Source organism: Sorangium sp. So ce362, assembly GCF_051519845.1.
Lineage (GTDB): Bacteria > Myxococcota_A > Polyangia > Polyangiales > Polyangiaceae > Sorangium.
On record NZ_CP150332.1, the window covers coordinates 4,022,467 to 4,038,583 of the forward strand.

The following is a 16,117-nucleotide window of genomic DNA, read 5'->3' on the forward strand; positions in this document are numbered from 1 at the left end:
TCCTTCTCCTCCGCGGCGACGCCCTACGGCACCACCACCGTATCGTTCGTCTGCAGCGGCAGATCCCCGCGGAGATCGCCTTTCTCGACGACCTGCTCGAACACGAACGGAATCCTGCGCTCGCCGAGCGCGTCGCGCCGGACGATCACCACGTCGTCGGGATCGGCGAAGCGCGTGAAGCCGCCGGCGAGGGCGAGCGCCTGGAGCACGGTGATCTGCGCCCGCGGCGTGAACTCGCCAGGACGCGACACCTCGCCCATCACATAGACCCGGTAGCTGTGGAGCTCCGCCACCTCCACGCTGACGACCGGCTTCTCATGATAGAACTTGGCCACCTGGGTCGCGATCTCCTCGGCGATGCCCATGACGGTGCGCCCCGACACAAGGATATCGCCGACGAGCGGTATCGTGATGAACCCGTCTGGCCGCACCGTGACGCGGTGGCTCAGCGCCTCGTTCTTCCAGGCGCGCACCTCCAGCACGTCGCCGGGGCCGACCGCATAGGCGCTCGTCGCCCGGCGCTCCGCCTCGAAATCGACGCGCGGGGCGCTCGCGCCGCAGCTCGAGAGCGCCACGAGGACCATGAGCGCGGAGCAGAGCAGGGCAATCCGGACACAGCGGGAGCACATGCGGTTTCCAGCCTCCTTGATGTGACCGCGCACCAGCAAGCGCCGAGCCCGCGGCCGCGCGCCGCGCCTGATCCTCGCGCGCGCACCGGCGCGCTTCCCGCGTGCCGGTCGAGCCCACGGTGCTAGATCCGTCGCGCGGAAGGGGGGAATGCGCGCCTCGCGCCCGCGCAGGGCGCCTCTCGGCGGCCGTCACGAGGACGCCGCGCGGGCGGCCCGCGCGCGGCGCTCGCGGCGCGCCACATCATGGCAGCGTGGGTCGTGTGCGCGCTCTGCGCGCTCGTCATCATCAAGCCGCAGGAGTTCATCCCCGCGCTCTCGGGGATTCCGCTCGTTCACGCGGCGTTCGGGCTCACCCTGCTCTGCGTCGCCCTCGACGTCGTGTGGCGGCGGCTGAGACCGACGCTCGCCCCTCAGGTCGTCTATGTGCTCGCGTTCCTCGCCTGGGCGGCCCTGACCACCGCGCTCAAGCGCCCGGACGCGCTCGAGGAGCGCGGCCTGCAGCTCGCGACCGTCGCGGGCGTCTTCCTCGCCGTCTCGATCGCCGCGGCCTCGCCGCGCGGGCTGCGCGCGCTGGCGATCACGCTCGTCGGCTGCGCCGTCCTCACCACCGCGGTCGCGATCGTGCAGGCGTTCCGGCCCTACGGCTGCATGCTCGCCGCGCCCGACGACTGGGGAGGCAAGGGCGAGCTCGAGCCCGATGGACGCCCGTGCGAGACCAACCTCGACTGCCGCAGGGACCCGCCGGTGCCCGACGGCAACTACCGTTGCGAGCGCCCGGGGCCGCTCGGCACGTCGACCATCGACGGCCGCGTCCGCTACCGCGGCTCGCTCGCCGATCCGAACGAGCTCTCCCTGATGGCCGGCATGTCGATCCCGCTCGTGATCGCGCTCGCGGAGCGGCGCGGCGGCCCGCGCCCGTCGCGCCCGCCCGGCGGCGCTGGCCCGCGCCCGTCGCGCCCGCAGGGCGGCGCTGGCCCGCGCGCGCCGGCGCCGCCCTGCGGGGCGCGCCTCGCGCCTGCGTTGCCCCTCCTGCTCACCGATCGGCTGCTCTCGAGCGCGGCCGCGGCGCTGCGCGCGCTCCCCGTGGCGGCCGTCCTCGTGGCGATCGGCGTGATGGTCGTCATGTCGCGCTCGCGCGGGGGGATCATCGTGTACCTGGCGGTCCTCGGCCTCACGTTCATCCGGCGGAGCGGGACGCTGGGCGTCATCGCCGCCTGCTTCATCGGGCCGCCCATGCTCCTGCTCGGCGGCCGGAGCGGCGACGAGGCGAGCGAGAGCTCGGAGGAGCGCGTCGAGCTGCTCCGGGAGGCGTTCGAGATGATCCGGCGGACCCGGGGGATCGGCGTCGGCGCAGGGCAGTTCGGCGACGAGTCATCGCTCGGCCTGACTGCCCACAACGCCTACCTGCTCGCCGCGTCCGAGACGGGCCTGCTCGGGATGTGCCTGTTCGCGCTCGTCCTCTACGCGTCGATCAAAGTACCGCTCTCGATCTGGCTGGGCGACGTCGAGGTCGGCCCCGCAGCGAGGCGGTTCGCGCCGGCGATCTTCGTGAGCCTGTGCGGCGCGCTGATAGGCATCTTCTTCCTGTCGTGGGCTTACAAGGACGTTCTCTACATGACGCTCGGCGCCTCCGCTGCGCTGTACGGCGCGGCGCGGGCCGAGGACGGCCGCGTCTCGGTGCGCGTGTCCGCCAGGGAGGTCGCGCTCGTGTGCGGCGGGATGTTCGCTGTGCTCGTGCTGCTCAACGTCCTGCTCCGGTTCCTCGGGTGATCGCGTCCCGGGGTGGTATGCTGGTCGGTATGTCGGCTTCCATCCGCAAGCCCGGCGATCCCACCGCGGCGCCGATCCCGGCCGAAGCGCCGCGGGCCCCCACCGAGGCCCAGTGGGCGGCGATGTCGCCCGCTCAGCGAGAGCAGGCCGTTGCAGCGCTCATCGGCTCCGAGTCCCAGGAAGAGATCGACGAGCGCGAGGCCATGGCCGAAGGGGATCCGCACCTCGACGCCAAGATGGAGGCGCGCGACACGCTCCGCGCCTGGTTCGGCCGGCGCGGGCGGCGCATCTACATCGGCGCCGAGATCAAGGGTGGGCAAGCTGGAGAGGATGATCGAGGCCGCCGAGGCCCGGATCGAGCAGGAGCAGGCGCGGGCGGAGCTGGCGTTGGGGCGGCTGTCGGCGGCGATCTTGATGATTCTGGGCGCGCGCGGCGTCCCGGCAAGCGAGGAGGCAAGAGGCCGGATTTTGGGAGAGACGGACCTCGGCGTCCTGGAACGATGGCTCCAGCGGGCGGCGACCGCGACCGCAGTGGAAGAGCTGTTCCGGGAGACGGCTGGCCGCTGATCGCAAGCTGGTGGCCTGCATGGAGCGAATGTACGACCGCCCGCATGCGGCTCGGCGATCGCCCAGGCGTTCGCCAGCCCCAAGGCCAAGGCTTGACGGGGCAGCGGCCAACAGAAGAGCTCGTCCCTCGTCGATGCCCGAGCTCGGCATCTCCAGATGGCCATCAGGGAACAGCTTGCGATGCCTTCAGCCCGGCCCGGACACCGGTCGCGCGCGCCGGGGAACGACGCCGGTGACAGGCTCGCTCGGCGCCTGAGCCGCTGCCCGATGGATGCCGTTGCCTCCCGCCGCGCATCGTGCTTCTTGAAGATACCATGTCTTCTTCCCTCGCTCAGCAGATCGCCGCGCTCCCTGCCCCTCTGCTCGCTCGCCTCCGGGCTCGCGGGTTCGACCCCGAGCGCGTCGTCCGGTGGGCCGCGTCCATCGGCAAGGATCGGGACGCCCGCAACCGCCTCCCCGGCGCGGTCGAGCCGCCGGCGCCCGGCGACGTTGTCGATCTGCCGGCCGAGGGCACGCCCGAGCACGCCCGTTGCCGCGAGGCGGGCCTGGCCGCGCTCCGCCGCGGCGAGGTCGCGCTCTGCGTCCTCGCGGGCGGGATGGCCACCCGGATGGGCGGTGTGGTCAAGGCGCTCGTGGAGGTGCTGCCCGGCCGGACCTTCCTCGACCTGCGCCTCGCCGAGAGCGATCACCTCCGGCGCACGACGGGCGTCCCGGTGCCGCTGTGGCTGATGACCAGCGAGGCGACGAACGGCCCGATCCGCGAGGCGCTCGGCGCGCGCCTCGACGAGCCGGGCGAGCTCTGCACCACGTTCGAGCAGCATGTCTCCCTGCGTCTGACCCCGGAAGGTGGGCTGTTCCTGGACGAGGACGGCGAGCCGAGCGTCCACGCCACCGGTCACGGCGACCTGCCGGATGCCCTCCGGGAGAGCGGCGTCCTCGGCCGCTTCATCGCCCGCGGCGGCAAGACCGTGTGGATCGCCAACCTCGACAACCTCGGCGCGACGGTGGATCCGGTCATCCTCGGCTGGCACCTCGGCCACGGCGGGCCCCTCACGGTCGAGGTGGTCGACAAGGGCGGCGACAAGGGGGGCGGCCCGATGCGATGGAACGGCCGCCCGGTGATCGCGGAGGACTTCCGGCTGCCGGTCGGCTTCGATCCGGAGGTCGTGCCCGTCTTCAACACAAATACTTTTCTGGCCAGCGCCGAGGCGCTCGGCGCGCTCGCGATGGACTGGGTCTATGTGGAGGTCGAGAAGAAGGTGGGTGATCGCAAGGCGATCCAGTTCGAGCGCATCCTGAACGAGATCACCTTCGGCCTCCCGGCCAGGTTCCTGCGCGTGCCTCGAGAGGGCCTCGCGGCCCGGTTCCTCCCCGTCAAGGATGTCGGCGAGCTGGAGCGGCGGCGGCCGTCGATCGAGGCGATCGCCCGGGCGCGGGGGTTCCTGGGCTGAATTGAAGGAGGGCCATGCCGGTGCGCTGTGCCACGCTGTGCCGGTCATTCAGGCACGGAAGCTGTGAGTTCCGCGAATCTTGCGCTGGCATGCATGCTGCTTCGTGGTGATCGCATGATCATCACACCTTATTCTTCATCTCAATTTCGAAGCGCGCTGGCTCGCCGGTTGACTCGCGCCGTTCTCGCGACCGCGACACTCGGTCTGGCGGTTGAAGGCGTCGCCTGCGGCGGGAGCGTCATGCAGGGCGGCGCGTCGAGCGAGGGTGGCGGCGGCGCCGCGAGCGACGAGAGCTCGGGAACGCGTGGAGGGATGGGCGGGAACGGCGGCGACGACGTCGAGGATGCCGCCTCGTCGGTCCAGGCAGGCGGCAGCTACGATTCGCCCGACACGACGAGGGTCTGTGTCGCGTGGGCGCCCCAGGGGGACGGCGGACACGGCGGCTCGGGGGGCTCCGGCGGCGCGCACGGGGGGGCGTGCCCTCCTCTCGATCTCTCGGACCCGAACATCCCTTTCGAGCCCGCCGGGTGCTGGCCCGACACCCTCGGTGATGGCTTCCTCCTCGACGGCCAGTGGTGCTGCTACGAGTTCACCGCGAACTGCAGCGCCGGCGCGGGCCGCCCCTTCCTCGTGGGCGAGCGCGCCCGCACCGCCCGAGCGCAGCGGAGGACGGAGGGCGGGTGGGGTGCTGCGGCGCGTCCGGATCTCGCGGAGCTGGCGCAGGCGACCCGCGCCGCGCTGGCCGAGGCGTGGCTCCGCGACGCCTTGCTCGAGCACGCGTCGGTCGCCTCGTTCTCGCGGTTCGCGCTGGAGATGATGGCGGTCGGCGCCCCCGCCGAGCTGCTCGCGGCCGCGCACGAGGCCGCGCGCGACGAGGTGCGCCACGCAGCGCTCTGCTTCGGGCTGGCGAGCGCGTACGCCGGCGCGGCGCTCGAGCCGGCGCCGTTCGCGTTCGGCGGCCTCGTCGAGGTCACCTCGGATCTCGGGGAGCTCGCGGCGCGCGCCGTCCGTGAAGGGTGCATCGGCGAGACGCTCGCCGCGGTGCAGGCCAGCGAGCAGCTCGCGCACGCCACCGATGGCGCGGTCCGGAGCGTCCTCGCCACGATCGCCGACGATGAGGCCCGGCACGCGGAGCTCGCGTGGCGCTTCGTGGCCTGGGCGCTTCAGACGGGCGGGGACGCGGTGCGCCGGGCGGTCGCGGCGGCCTTCGAGGCGGGCCTGGACACGCATCCGCCGGCCGCCACGGCGGCGGAGACCGCTGCCGTGGCGGCCGGCGCCGCGCATGGGCGCCCCGACGGCGCCGTGCTGGTCGGCTCCAGGCGCCGCGCGATCGCGGACGTCGTCACCCCGGCGATGCGCGCGCTGCTGTCCGCCTAGGCGCGATCCGCGCAGCGACCCAGCGACCCGACCCAGGTTGAGCCGACCCAGGTTGAACCGACCCAGGTTGAGCCGACCCAGGTTGAGCCGACCCAGGTTGAGCCGACCCAGGTTGAACCGACCCAGGTTGAGCCGACCCTAGCGACCCAACCCGGGTTGACCCGACCCGGGTTGGACCTGGGGTTGACCCAACCACGGTCAGGTCGGGCCGGGTTGACCCGACCTGGGTTGGACCTGGGTTGACCCAACCACGGTCAGGTCGGGCCGCGCGGGTCGGGCCGCGCCACGTCGGGCCGCGCAACCTCGGTCGAGGGCCGCTCGCGAAATTTCTTGACGATTACAGCTGTACCACCGTACATTTATTGAAAATGAAGATCATTATCAATTCAATACACGCTCTGGTGGGTTCCGAAAGCGGGCTGGTCGCCGGCGCCATCTGGCGGCAGCTTTCGTTTCGCGGCGCTGGTTGCCGTGCATTTCGCGGCGTCGCCTGCGGTGGGGGGAGGCGGTCGTGAAGGGCCCGGCGGCGCCGGGATCGATCGGCCCCGATCGCACGGCAGCTCTTCGGAGCTGGGGGAGCGACGACCTGCGGCTCGGCGCAGCGCGCGAGGGCTCGCTCATGGGGAGGAGGAGACCGCTCGCGCTGGCCGGCTCGCCCCCTTGGCACTGCTCGCCGCGCGTTCTTCGGCTGATCGTCGCGCTCGCGCTCTCGTGCGAAGAGATCGGCGCCGTGGTGAGCGCCGTGGCGGGAGCGGAGGTCCGTGAGGCCGCGGACGAGCCGTCCGGCGAGGCGCTGCGCGTCCTCATCGACCGCGTGCTGACGAACGCTCGCGCGGCGCGCCGGCTTGCGCGCGCGCTCGACGTCGCCCTCGTGAGCGAGGCGTGCAGCTACCGCGGGCTCTGCGTCTCGGAGCTCGCGGCGCGCTGGGCGAGAGCGCGCGCGGCAGCGTCGGCGAGGGAGGCGGCGGCGATCCTGTGGACGAGCGCGCGAGCACCAGGCTCGCCGATGCGCTTCCTCGAAGAGCGCATCGCCGACGATGTCGAGCTACGCGCGCTCCGGGCCATGGCAACTTCGATGAGGACGGCCGGCGCGTCGCGTTGGACCCGTCCGACGCGTCTGGCGCGCAGCGGGGGTGAACGACGGGGCGAACGAGGCCTCGGTGCGGTCGCCGTTGCTGGGAGGGAGGGGTAGCGGCGGCCCCACGTGGTCGGCGTGTCGTCCCGGTGGCTGGCACCTTGAGGGCCAACCTGGGTGAGGTTGCGGCGGGGTGCCGAGGGCCAACCTGGGCGAGGGCCAACCTGGGTGAGGTCGCGGCGGGGTGCCAACCTGGGCGAGGGCCAACCTGGGTGAGGTCGCGAGGGCCAACCTGGGTGGGCCACGTCTCCGTCTCCGCCCTCCGCTTGACGTAGGACGCAGGAATGTGTCATGAAAATGAAAATGATTTTCAGTATCGATGCCGCCCCTTCCTTTGCCCGGCGCGAGCTCGCGGGGGTCGCCGCGTGCGCCTATGCAACCGACGCTCTTCCAGACCTCGGGTTCCACGACGACGAAGCGCGCCATCTCGCCCGCGTGCTCGACGTCGAGCGCGCGGGCTTCACCGAACAGGAGCTCCGCCCGCTCGCCGCTCGCACGCGGCTGGTGGACGACGTCGTGCACGACTTCTTCCGCCGCCACCCGGACGGGTTGGCCATCGGGCTCTTCTCCGGGCCGTGCACCCGATTCTCGCGCGTTGACAACGGGCTGCTCCACTGGGTCGAGCTCGACGTCCCCCGCGTCATCGCATGGAAGCTCCGCCGCGCCCCCAGGACGTCGCGGTACGCGCTGACCGCCGCGTCCCCTGGCTGCGATCACTGGATCGATCAGCTCTCCAAGGCGCAGGGCTTCCCCACGTTGATCATCGGCCTCGGCCTCTTCTCCCAGCTCGGTCCCGAGCGGATCTCCGCCTTCTTGACCCAGGCCTCCTTGCGCCTCGCGAAGGACGTGGAGCTCCTGCTCGACGCGACACCGTGCCTCCACCTTCGCCCCGCCACGGCGAGGGGCGCGCGCCACGCGGAGCTCCGCCGACCCGGCGGCGGCGTCGAGACGTTCCCGTGGTTACGCGTCCTCGATGAAGACGATTACCCCGAGCCGCTCAACGCCCGCGTCCGGGCCGCGAACGGGCTCGCGCGCGTCCTTCGCAGCGCGCACTTACCGATCCTCCGCCACCTCCGGCGCGTGTGAGCCCTCAAAAACAGGACCAGGAAAGAAGACAAAGGATCTCGATGAACATTCAGGAACATGCTGACGCACCGGCGCCGGACGGCGCCGGGCTCGCTCCTCACGCCGCGCGCGCGTCCCGGGGGAGGGGCCGGACATGAGCCGTTACACCGGACCTCGCGTCAAGGTCATGCGCGCGCTCGGGGTCGAGCTCCCCGGGCTATCGGCGAAGAAGACCGAGCGCCGACCCTACCCCCCCGGGCAGCACGGCCAGGCCCGCAAGAAGCACAGCGAGTACGCCCTGCGGCTCCGCGAGAAGCAGAAGGTCCGGCTCAACTACGGCCTCACCGACACGCAGCTCCGAGCGCTCATGCTCGAGGCGCGCAGGAGCAAGCTGGCCGCCGGGACGAAGCTCATCGAGCTGCTCGAGCGGCGGCTCGACAACGTCATCTTCCGCGCGGGCTTCGCGCGCACCATCCCGGCCGCGCGGCAGCTGGTGGCGCACGGGCACGTGCTCATCGGCGGAAAGCGCGTCGACATCCCCTCCTACCGCGTCAGCGCCGGAGAGACGGTGAGCGTGCGCGAGCAGCGCCGTGACCACCAGACCGTCGTGGCCGGCCTCGCGAGAGCGGATCTGGAAGCCCCCGCGTGGCTCGCGGTCGACAAGGACACCCGGCAGGCGCGTATGACGAGCCTGCCGGACGAGACGAGCATCCCGTTCCCGATCGAGGTTCAGCTCATCATCGAGTTCTACTCGCAGCGACTGTGACGGAGAGCAGGTCTCACCGCGCCGGCGAGCGCTGACGTCGCGGAGGATCTTCGCCTGTCAGCGCGAGGGCTGCTCCCGCGCTTTCGGTCCCGCTCTCAGGTGCGGTCGAGGTGCTCGACCATGAACGGGTACACGTCGGTCGCCGCGGTCTTGCCGAAGATGCAGTCGATATAGCCGTACGCGGGGATGACGTTCCGCGAATAGAGGCCTGCGCCGTTCCTCGCCGAGAGCGCCTCGCCGGTCTTCTCGGTGCTCGCCGGCAGGAAACACTGCAAGGGAGAGCGCCGGGGCCCCCGCGCCTGTCCGCGAAGTACTTCGCGCTCCCCTGACGCGAAATGTCCACGGCGCTCGTTACTCCTCACCCCTCCTCGCGGCCTCGCGCCATCTCCTCGCGCGGGTGCGTCCTTGGGTGACGCGCCCGCGAGCACGCGCCTTGCCGTGTGGGCCCGGAGCGCCCCCGCGCGCGCGCGTCGCGCCGCGCGGCGCTGCCCACGGGGAGGGGAGCATCATGTCCAGCCTGAGCACGGAGAGCACACCCCGGGAGCGCCTGGATCGCGCGATCAGCGTCCTCGGTCGGGTCCGGATGTACTGGCGCAGCGTGGCCGCGATGATCGCCGTCGGGCTCTCGATCTCCCTCGCGCTGGCGCTCGCCACGAAGCGGGTGTGGCGGAGCGAGGCCACAATCCTCTACCGCGAGACCATCCAGACCGGCCGCGATCCCCAGAGCAGCACCGCGCGCGCGGCGCGCCTCGGGCCGAAGCTCAAGGACACGCTCATCGCGCGCGGGACGCTCGCCGGCGTCATCGAGGCGTTCGGGCTGTACCCGGAGAAATCCGCCCGCTCGATGGTCGAGGCGGTCGAGGAGATGAAGGACCACGTCGGGTTCCGCGCGCAGAGCAGCGACACGTACGTCATCTCGTTCACCCACGACGACCCGCTCATCGCGCAGCAGGTCGCCGCCCGCCTCACGCAGATCCTGATCGACGACTACCGCCGCGACAGCCTCGGCGCGGCGACGATGACCCGCGACTTCCTGCGGCGGGAGCTCGACGAGGCCAGCGCCAAGGTCGAGGAGGCGAGCCGCGCGCTGGCGACGTTCCTCGCCAGGAACCCGCAGTTCCAGTGGGGTCTCAACGACTCGCCGTACGCGCCGGTGCCCCAGCCGCTCGGCCCCCCCGGCGCCCCCGCGCCGGCGGCGGCCCGGGCCGCGCCCGCGCAGCCGGCCCGCCCTGCGGACCCGCAGCTCGTCGCGCTGGAGCGCCAGCTCGCCCGGGTCGAGGCGCTGCTCGGGGCCGCGCGCTCGCCCGCGGCGCCGGGGCGGCCGCTGCCGCCGAGCGTCCTCGAGGCGCAGCGGGCCCGCGACGCAGCCGCCGCGGCGGTCGTGTCGGCCGAGGCGGCGCTCGCCGAGAAGCTGGCGACCGTGACCCCGATCCACCCGGACGCCATCGGCGCGAAGCGCCGCGTCGAGGCGGCCAGGAGCCAGCTCGCGGCCGCCGAGAGCGCGCTCCGGCTTGTGCGCGCGGGCCTCACCGAGGCGTCGAGCGGCGAGGCGCGCGCGCTCACGCCGCCGCGGCGCGCGGCGCTGGCGGCCGAGCGGAGCGCGTTGCTCCGGCAGATCGCGGGCCTGCGCGCGCGCCATGGCGGCGGCGGGACGGCGGTGGTGGACGAGGCGCGGCGGGCGCCGGCGGGGCCGGATGGGGGCGCGGAAGAGCGCGTGATCGAGCTCGAGACCGAGTGGCACCGGCTCCGCCTCGATCTAGAGCGGGCGCGCGAGTACCTGAAGACCGTCCAGGCCAACGAGCGCGCCGCGAACCTCTCCGCGGACGCCGCCGAGAACAAGAGCGAGACGGAGCTCGACGTCCTCGATCCGGCGTACCTGCCGAGCCGCCCGGATCGCGGGCGGGGCCGTGTCTTCTTCGCGGGCGCCGCGGTGACGTTCTTCTTCGCGCTCGGCGTCGCCGGGGCCCGGGTGCTGCTCAACGACACGGTGTACGACGGGGGCGACATCCACGCGCTCGGCGGCCCCGCCCTGCTCGCCGCGATGCCGGAGCTCCCGGCGCGCCCGCCGCTCCGCGAGCGCGCGATCGTGCCGGCGTACAGCGCTGCGCCGACCGGCGCGCCGGGAACCAGCGGCGAGCCGACCGGCGCGCCCGACGACGACGCAGAGCGGCCCGGCGCGCCCGGAGACGGCGCGGAGCCGCCGGCCGTGCCCGGGGACAGCATCGCGGGGCCCAGCGCCCCGGCGGAGCCAGCGTCCGCCCGACCCGGGTTCACCCTGGAGGACACGCTCCCGGACGGCCTGGAGCTCGACGACGGCGACGTCGGCCCCGCCTGGAGCGCGCCCGAGCCGTCGTGGAGCGCGCCGGGCGGGTCGCTCGCCTGCGTGGGCCCGCGCCACCTCGCGTACGTCGGGGGCGCTGGGTTTCGCGAGCCCGAGGTGGAGATCCTCGGCGCCGACGTCGACCCCGAGGGGTGCGGCGTGTTCGAGCTGCTCAGGGATGCTCCCGCGCCGGCGCTCGCGGCGCTCCGGGTCCTCCGGCACCGGCTCGATCAGCGGCGGGGGGGCGAGCCGCTCGCGATCGCGGTGGTGAGCCCCGGCCGGGCCGAGGGCAAGACCGCGCTCGCGGCGCGCCTCGCGATGACCCTCGCCGAGGCCGAGCGCGCGCGGGTCCTGCTCGTCGAGGGCCACCTCGCGCGCCCCCGCGTCGCGGCGCTCCTCGGCCTCCGGCTTCCCCCGCACGCGGGCTTCTCGGAGCAGCTCCGCCGGCGGATGGCCGGCGAGGCCCGTCCTCTCGGCGTCATCGCCCTCAGCCCCTCGCTGTCGGTGCTCGCGGAGCCGTCGCTCGAGGCGAGCTATCCAGCGGCGCTCCACTCGGTCCACTTCGAGGCCGCGATGCGCACCCTCCGGCGCTACTTCGACTACGTGGTGATTGACGGCCCGCCCGTCCTCGGGTCGGGCGACGCCAACGTCATCGAGGACGCCTCCGACGGCATCGTCCTGGTCGCTCGCGCCTCGCTGACCCGGGCCTCATCGCTCACCAGGGCCGCCGAGCAGCTCGGCGAGCGCCGCATCCTCGGCGTGGTCCTCAACGACATCGCGGCGAGGCCGGTCGCGAGGAAGCGGATCTGCATCGAGGGGGAGCCGGCGCAGCGGTCGTGTTGATGAGAGGAGAATAAAACGCCAAGGCGCCAAGGGAGAGGAGAGGAAGAGTGTACAGAAGAGAGAGGGGTCATGGCATTACTTGGCCCCTTGATTTCTTCTCAGGTGAACTCTCTCTCCGGGCACCAGCTGGGTCTTTGCAGGTCAGAACGTGATCTCGATCGCGTCCGCCGACCTGTTCGCCGGGCCGTGATGGACGACCTCGATGTTGTTTCCGTCGGGATCGAGCACGAACGCCGCGTAGTAGCCGGGATGGTACGGTCGCTCGCCTGGAGCGCCCTGGTCCTTGCCGCCCGCGGCGAGCGCGGCGGTGTGGAAGCGCTCGACCGTGGCGCGGTCGTTCGCCTGGAAGGCGAGGTGCGTCCGGCCGGTGAGGACGCCCGCAGCGGCCTTTGAGCTCGCGCTCGATACGAAGAGCTCGTCGGCCCAGAAGTAATCGTCGGCCTCGCCGCCCATCGGAATACCGACGGCGTCGAAGACTGCCTGGTAAAATTTCTTGCTCGCCGCAATGTCCGCCACGACGAGCTGGATGTGATCGATGAGACGCCCACGGTAGATCTGTTGGGTTTCCATACTATCGGATATCCCCACGACCCATGGCGCATGGCAAGCCCGAACGACGACGACCCCCGCTGCGCGCTCGTCGAACCGGGCGCCGGGCGCGGGCGCCCCGCAGCGCGCCGGCGCCGCGCGATCCGGCCCTCAGCCGATCTTGAAGTTGATCGACTTCGGCCGCGTCAGGTGCAGGAACCCGAGCGTCGAGAGCGTCGCGCCCTTGCCGCTGTTCTTCGCGCCCGTCCACGGGAGCGCCGGATCCAGGGTGTCGCACTGGTTCATGAAGACCGTGCCGACCTCGAGCTCGCGCGCGAGCCGCGCCGCGCGCTCGCGATCCCGCGTCCAGACCGACGCGGTGAGGCCGAGATCGCTGTCGTTCATCAGCGCCAGCGCCTCCTCGTCCGACGAGACGGGCACGATCGGCAGCACCGGCCCGAACGACTCGATGCGCATCACGTCGAGATCCGGCGCCGCGTCGACAAGCAGCGTCGGCTGGAAAAAGCGCCCGCGCCCGTCGACCTGCGTCGCCCGGCCGCCGCAGAGCGCCTGCGCGCCCCGCGACAGCGCCTGCTTCACCTGCGCCTCCAGGAACGCCGGCGCGTGCGGCTGCGCCATCGGACCCAGGTTCGTGCGCTCGTCGGTCGGATCGCCGAGGACGTAGCCCTTCATCAGCTCCAGCGCGGCCTCCACGAACCTCGGATAGAGATCGCGGTGAACATACGCGCGCTCGACCGCACAGCAGCTCTGTCCGGCGTTGTAGCAGGCGCCGTCGACGATCCCGTCCACGGCCTTCTCGAGGTCCGCGTCGGCTGCGACATAGGCGCCGTCCTTCCCACCGAGCTCCAGGCCGGCGTCGACGGCCACCTTCTTCGACGTGGCCGCGTAGATCCTCCGTCCGCCTTCGACGGAACCGGTGAACGCCACGAAGCTCACGCGCGGGTCGGACGCGATGCGCTCGGACGTGGCGTGATCGCAGTGGAAGGCCTGGACGAGGCCGGGCGGGGCGCCGGCCTCGGCGAACGCGGCCGCGAAGTGCTCCCCGCAGAGCGGCGAGCGCGGCGAGTGCTTGAGCAGCACGACATTGCCCGAGAGCACCGCGGGGATGACCACGTTCACGGCCGTGAGGAGCGGGTAATTCCAGGCAGGGAGGTTGAACACCACACCGAGCGGCGCCCGCACGATCCGCCGCTCCAGCCCCGGGAGCTCCGGGAGGACCACGTCGGCGAGCGCGCCCTCCGCGATCGAGATCACGTGCCGGGCTCGCTTGGCCATCCCCGCGATTTCGTTGCGGGATTGACGCAGGGGCTTGCCCATCATGCGGGTGATGTCGGCGGCGATCGAGGGCGCGCTGGCCTCGATGCGCTCGACCGCGCGCAGGCACAGGGCGGCGCGCTCGGCGAGGGATGTGCGCGAGAAGCTCCGCGCGGCGGCGGTCGCGGCGTCGAGGAGCCGGTCGACCTCGGTCTCGCCGGCGAGAGGCCGGCGGACGGCTTCTTCGAGGGTATACGGGTTGTCGATCACCAGGTCGGGCATGGCGGGGGAGATTAACCCAGTTCCCTGGGAGGCCAAGTGTCGTCTAGACTCGGGGCGAATGCGCGCCACCGCGGCAGGGCTATCGGACGTCGGCAGGGAGCGGATCCACAACGAGGACCGATACATCCTCCTCCCCGAGTTCAACGTCTACGTCGTCGCGGATGGCATGGGCGGGCACGAGGCCGGCGAGGTCGCGAGCCGCATCGCCGCCAGCGCCATCGCCGGCTACTTCCGCGAGGCGAACGGCAAGCGCCGCAAGGCGTCGACCGGCGACAGGCTCCGCGCCGCCGTGACGTACGCGAACGCGCGCATCTTCGCGCACGCCGACGACTCGCGGTTCTACCGCGGCATGGGCACCACGGTCGTCGCCGCGGCGTTCGCGCCGCGGGAGCGGAAGCTCTACGTCGCGCACGCCGGCGACAGCCGCTGCTACCTGCTCCGCGGGGGCGAGTTCGCGCAGCTGACCCGCGACCACTCGCTCATCGCGGACGCGCTCCTCGAGCGGCCCGACCTCACCGAGAGCGACCTCGCGTACCTGCCCCGCAACGTGATCACGCGCGCGCTCGGCATCAGCCCCAGCGTCGACGTCGACCTGCGCGCCGAGAGCGTCGAGGCCGGCGACGTGTTCCTCCTCTGCTCCGACGGCCTCCACGGGCTCGTCGACGACCACGAGATCGCGCGCATCATCGAGAAGAACGCCGTGCTCGCCGAGGCGTGCTGCAAGCTCATCGACTGCGCCAACGAGAACGGCGGCCGCGACAACATCACCGCCGTCCTCGTCCGGATCGAGGAGACCGCCTCGGCGTCGCAGAGCCAGCGCCAGGGCGCGAAGAGCCGCAACGCGCGGTAATATCCGGAGACGGTCGGAGGAGGCGAGGAAGGGCGACGCTCCGCGAGGGGGCGCGCCGCAGCGGCGCTGCGCTCAGCGCACGCCGGCGCTGCGCCGTTGGGCTCCGCCGCGGACCGGGCTCAGAGCACGCCGGCGTGCGCGCGGTCGAGCAGCTCGTCCATCACCTCGAACAGCCGCCGGTTGCCGTCCTGGGAGTAGCCCGCGAGCTTCTCCTCGCAGCCCGGGATGGCCTTCACGAAGTCCGCGATGACCGCCGGGTCGTCGAGCGAATCGGCGGCGCGGCCGAACCCCTCGCGCTCGAGGTAGCGGGCGTTGAGCACCTGCTCGAACTGGCGGCCGAGGGGGACGGCGAGCATCGGCTTGCGCAGGTAGACCGCCTCGCCCATCAGCGTGAACCCTCCGCCGGCGATGACGGCGCGGCACGAGGCGAGGTCGTCGATGAAGCCCTCCTCGCTGAAGGGGCGGTAGCGCAGGTTCCCCTCGACCTGCTCCTCGGTGATGCTCCGGCGCATCCCGTAGATGCGGCACTCGAGCCCGGTCCTGGCGAGCGTCTGGGCGAGCGCCTCGTTCCCCTCGGCGGTCTGGTAGATGAGCAGGTGCTCCCCGGGGCGGCGGTTCGCGGCGACGACCTCGGGGCGGAGGATCGGCGGCACGAGCGTCGTCTCCTGCTTGCGGACCGGGGGGCGGAAGAACGTGGCGATGACGTAGTGGCTGCAGAACGGCAGCTTGCTCTTCACGAACGCGCGCGTGAGCTGGAAGCCCGCCTCGTGGCCGGCGACGATCTCGGGGTCGTGGGTGCACCGGTTGATGATCTGCATGTTGTCGATCGAGAGGATCGGCAGCCGGTGGAGCTTGGCGTAGAGGTACGTCCACGACTCGAAGTCGCTGATCGTGAGCTCGGGGCGAAAGTCCTTGATGAGCTCGAAGTACGCGGCGATGTTCTTCGGCGTGCCCGTCGCGCCGGAGAGCACGTTGGACCAGAGCGTCTTGCCGCGGCGGACCCGGTTCTCCTCGTAGATCATGTGGAGCCCGTGAATGCGGTTCACCCCCGCGAAGCGCTTCGACAGGAAGTCGGTCGCCCGGCCGGACGCCATGATCTCGATCTCGTGTCCCAGCTCGAGCAGGCGCTCGATCACGACGCGCGAGCGCATGGCGTGCCCCATCCCTTCGCCGACGACGCCGTAGAGGATCTTCATGAAGCGCGACTGTAGCGGCGGCCGCCGGGGGTTCGGAAGGAAACGGCGTCGCCGGGGCGGGGG

Annotated in this window: 14 protein-coding genes and 1 pseudogene; 9 read left to right on the plus strand and 6 right to left on the minus strand. The window is 72.2% G+C overall.

Annotated elements, in window-relative coordinates; translation table 11 throughout:
• Window positions 1-23 precede the first annotated feature (23 nt).
• The gene (locus WMF17_RS15700) at window positions 24-629 is read right to left on the minus strand and encodes a polysaccharide biosynthesis/export family protein (protein WP_437602895.1); all 606 of its coding nucleotides are present in this window, start codon (window positions 627-629) and stop codon (window positions 24-26) included.
• A gap of 243 nt (window positions 630-872) precedes the next feature.
• On the opposite strand from WMF17_RS15700, the gene WMF17_RS15705 reads away from it, so the two are divergent.
• The 4 genes from WMF17_RS15705 (at window position 873) to WMF17_RS15720 (ending at window position 5,794) form a co-directional block, all read left to right on the plus strand.
• Complete coding sequence (locus tag WMF17_RS15705; RefSeq protein ID WP_437602896.1) at window positions 873-2,399, plus strand: O-antigen ligase family protein; 1,527 nt, start codon at window positions 873-875, stop codon at window positions 2,397-2,399.
• A 312-nt stretch (window positions 2,400-2,711) separates the two neighbouring features.
• The gene (locus tag WMF17_RS15710) at window positions 2,712-2,966 is read left to right on the plus strand and encodes a hypothetical protein (RefSeq protein ID WP_437602897.1); all 255 of its coding nucleotides are present in this window, start codon (window positions 2,712-2,714) and stop codon (window positions 2,964-2,966) included.
• Between the two features lie 314 nt (window positions 2,967-3,280).
• Window positions 3,281-4,417, plus strand: a complete 1,137-nt coding sequence (locus WMF17_RS15715; RefSeq protein ID WP_437602898.1) for a UTP--glucose-1-phosphate uridylyltransferase — start codon at window positions 3,281-3,283, stop codon at window positions 4,415-4,417.
• Between the two features lie 240 nt (window positions 4,418-4,657).
• Window positions 4,658-5,794, plus strand: coding sequence for a ferritin-like domain-containing protein (locus WMF17_RS15720; protein ID WP_437602900.1), 1,137 nt, complete (start codon window positions 4,658-4,660; stop codon window positions 5,792-5,794).
• A 42-nt stretch (window positions 5,795-5,836) separates the two neighbouring features.
• Here the strand turns inward: WMF17_RS15720 and WMF17_RS15725 are convergent.
• A pseudogene (locus tag WMF17_RS15725) lies at window positions 5,837-5,920 on the minus strand (hypothetical protein); the annotation flags it as partial.
• A 385-nt stretch (window positions 5,921-6,305) separates the two neighbouring features.
• Between WMF17_RS15725 and WMF17_RS15730 the strand changes: the two are divergent.
• The 3 genes from WMF17_RS15730 to rpsD all read left to right on the plus strand — a co-directional run bounded on the left by WMF17_RS15730 (window position 6,306) and on the right by rpsD (window position 8,760).
• Window positions 6,306-6,986, plus strand: a complete 681-nt coding sequence (locus WMF17_RS15730) for a hypothetical protein (RefSeq protein ID WP_437650213.1) — start codon at window positions 6,306-6,308, stop codon at window positions 6,984-6,986.
• Window positions 6,987-7,220: 234 nt separating this feature from the next.
• Window positions 7,221-8,015 carry a class I SAM-dependent methyltransferase gene (locus tag WMF17_RS15735; RefSeq protein ID WP_437650215.1) on the plus strand — a complete coding sequence of 265 codons (795 nt, stop codon included), beginning with the start codon at window positions 7,221-7,223 and terminating at the stop codon, window positions 8,013-8,015.
• A gap of 133 nt (window positions 8,016-8,148) precedes the next feature.
• On the plus strand, window positions 8,149-8,760 hold the full coding sequence (gene rpsD / locus WMF17_RS15740; RefSeq protein ID WP_437602903.1) for a 30S ribosomal protein S4: 612 nt from the start codon (window positions 8,149-8,151) through the stop codon (window positions 8,758-8,760).
• A 95-nt stretch (window positions 8,761-8,855) separates the two neighbouring features.
• Here the strand turns inward: rpsD and WMF17_RS15745 are convergent, their stop codons facing one another.
• Window positions 8,856-9,035 carry a hypothetical protein gene (locus tag WMF17_RS15745; protein WP_437602904.1) on the minus strand — a complete coding sequence of 60 codons (180 nt, stop codon included), beginning with the start codon at window positions 9,033-9,035 and terminating at the stop codon, window positions 8,856-8,858.
• A gap of 233 nt (window positions 9,036-9,268) precedes the next feature.
• On the opposite strand from WMF17_RS15745, the gene WMF17_RS15750 reads away from it, so the two are divergent.
• A complete protein-coding gene (locus WMF17_RS15750) occupies window positions 9,269-11,923 on the plus strand; it encodes a hypothetical protein (RefSeq protein WP_437650217.1) in 2,655 nt (884 codons plus the stop codon).
• 141 nt (window positions 11,924-12,064) lie between these two features.
• On the opposite strand, the gene WMF17_RS15755 is transcribed toward WMF17_RS15750, so the two are convergent.
• Both WMF17_RS15755 and WMF17_RS15760 read right to left on the minus strand, forming a co-directional pair.
• On the minus strand, window positions 12,065-12,493 hold the full coding sequence (locus tag WMF17_RS15755; protein ID WP_437602906.1) for a VOC family protein: 429 nt from the start codon (window positions 12,491-12,493) through the stop codon (window positions 12,065-12,067).
• A gap of 129 nt (window positions 12,494-12,622) precedes the next feature.
• Window positions 12,623-14,008 (minus strand): aldehyde dehydrogenase family protein, encoded by a 1,386-nt coding sequence (locus WMF17_RS15760; RefSeq protein WP_437650219.1) that lies wholly within the window; start codon window positions 14,006-14,008, stop codon window positions 12,623-12,625.
• A gap of 58 nt (window positions 14,009-14,066) precedes the next feature.
• Here WMF17_RS15760 and WMF17_RS15765 point away from each other — a divergent pair, with 58 nt between their 5' ends.
• Complete coding sequence (locus WMF17_RS15765) at window positions 14,067-14,858, plus strand: Stp1/IreP family PP2C-type Ser/Thr phosphatase (RefSeq protein WP_437650221.1); 792 nt, start codon at window positions 14,067-14,069, stop codon at window positions 14,856-14,858.
• 119 nt (window positions 14,859-14,977) lie between these two features.
• Here the strand turns inward: WMF17_RS15765 and WMF17_RS15770 are convergent, their stop codons facing one another.
• The gene (locus WMF17_RS15770; protein WP_437650223.1) at window positions 14,978-16,054 is read right to left on the minus strand and encodes an MJ1255/VC2487 family glycosyltransferase; all 1,077 of its coding nucleotides are present in this window, start codon (window positions 16,052-16,054) and stop codon (window positions 14,978-14,980) included.
• Window positions 16,055-16,117 lie beyond the last annotated feature (63 nt).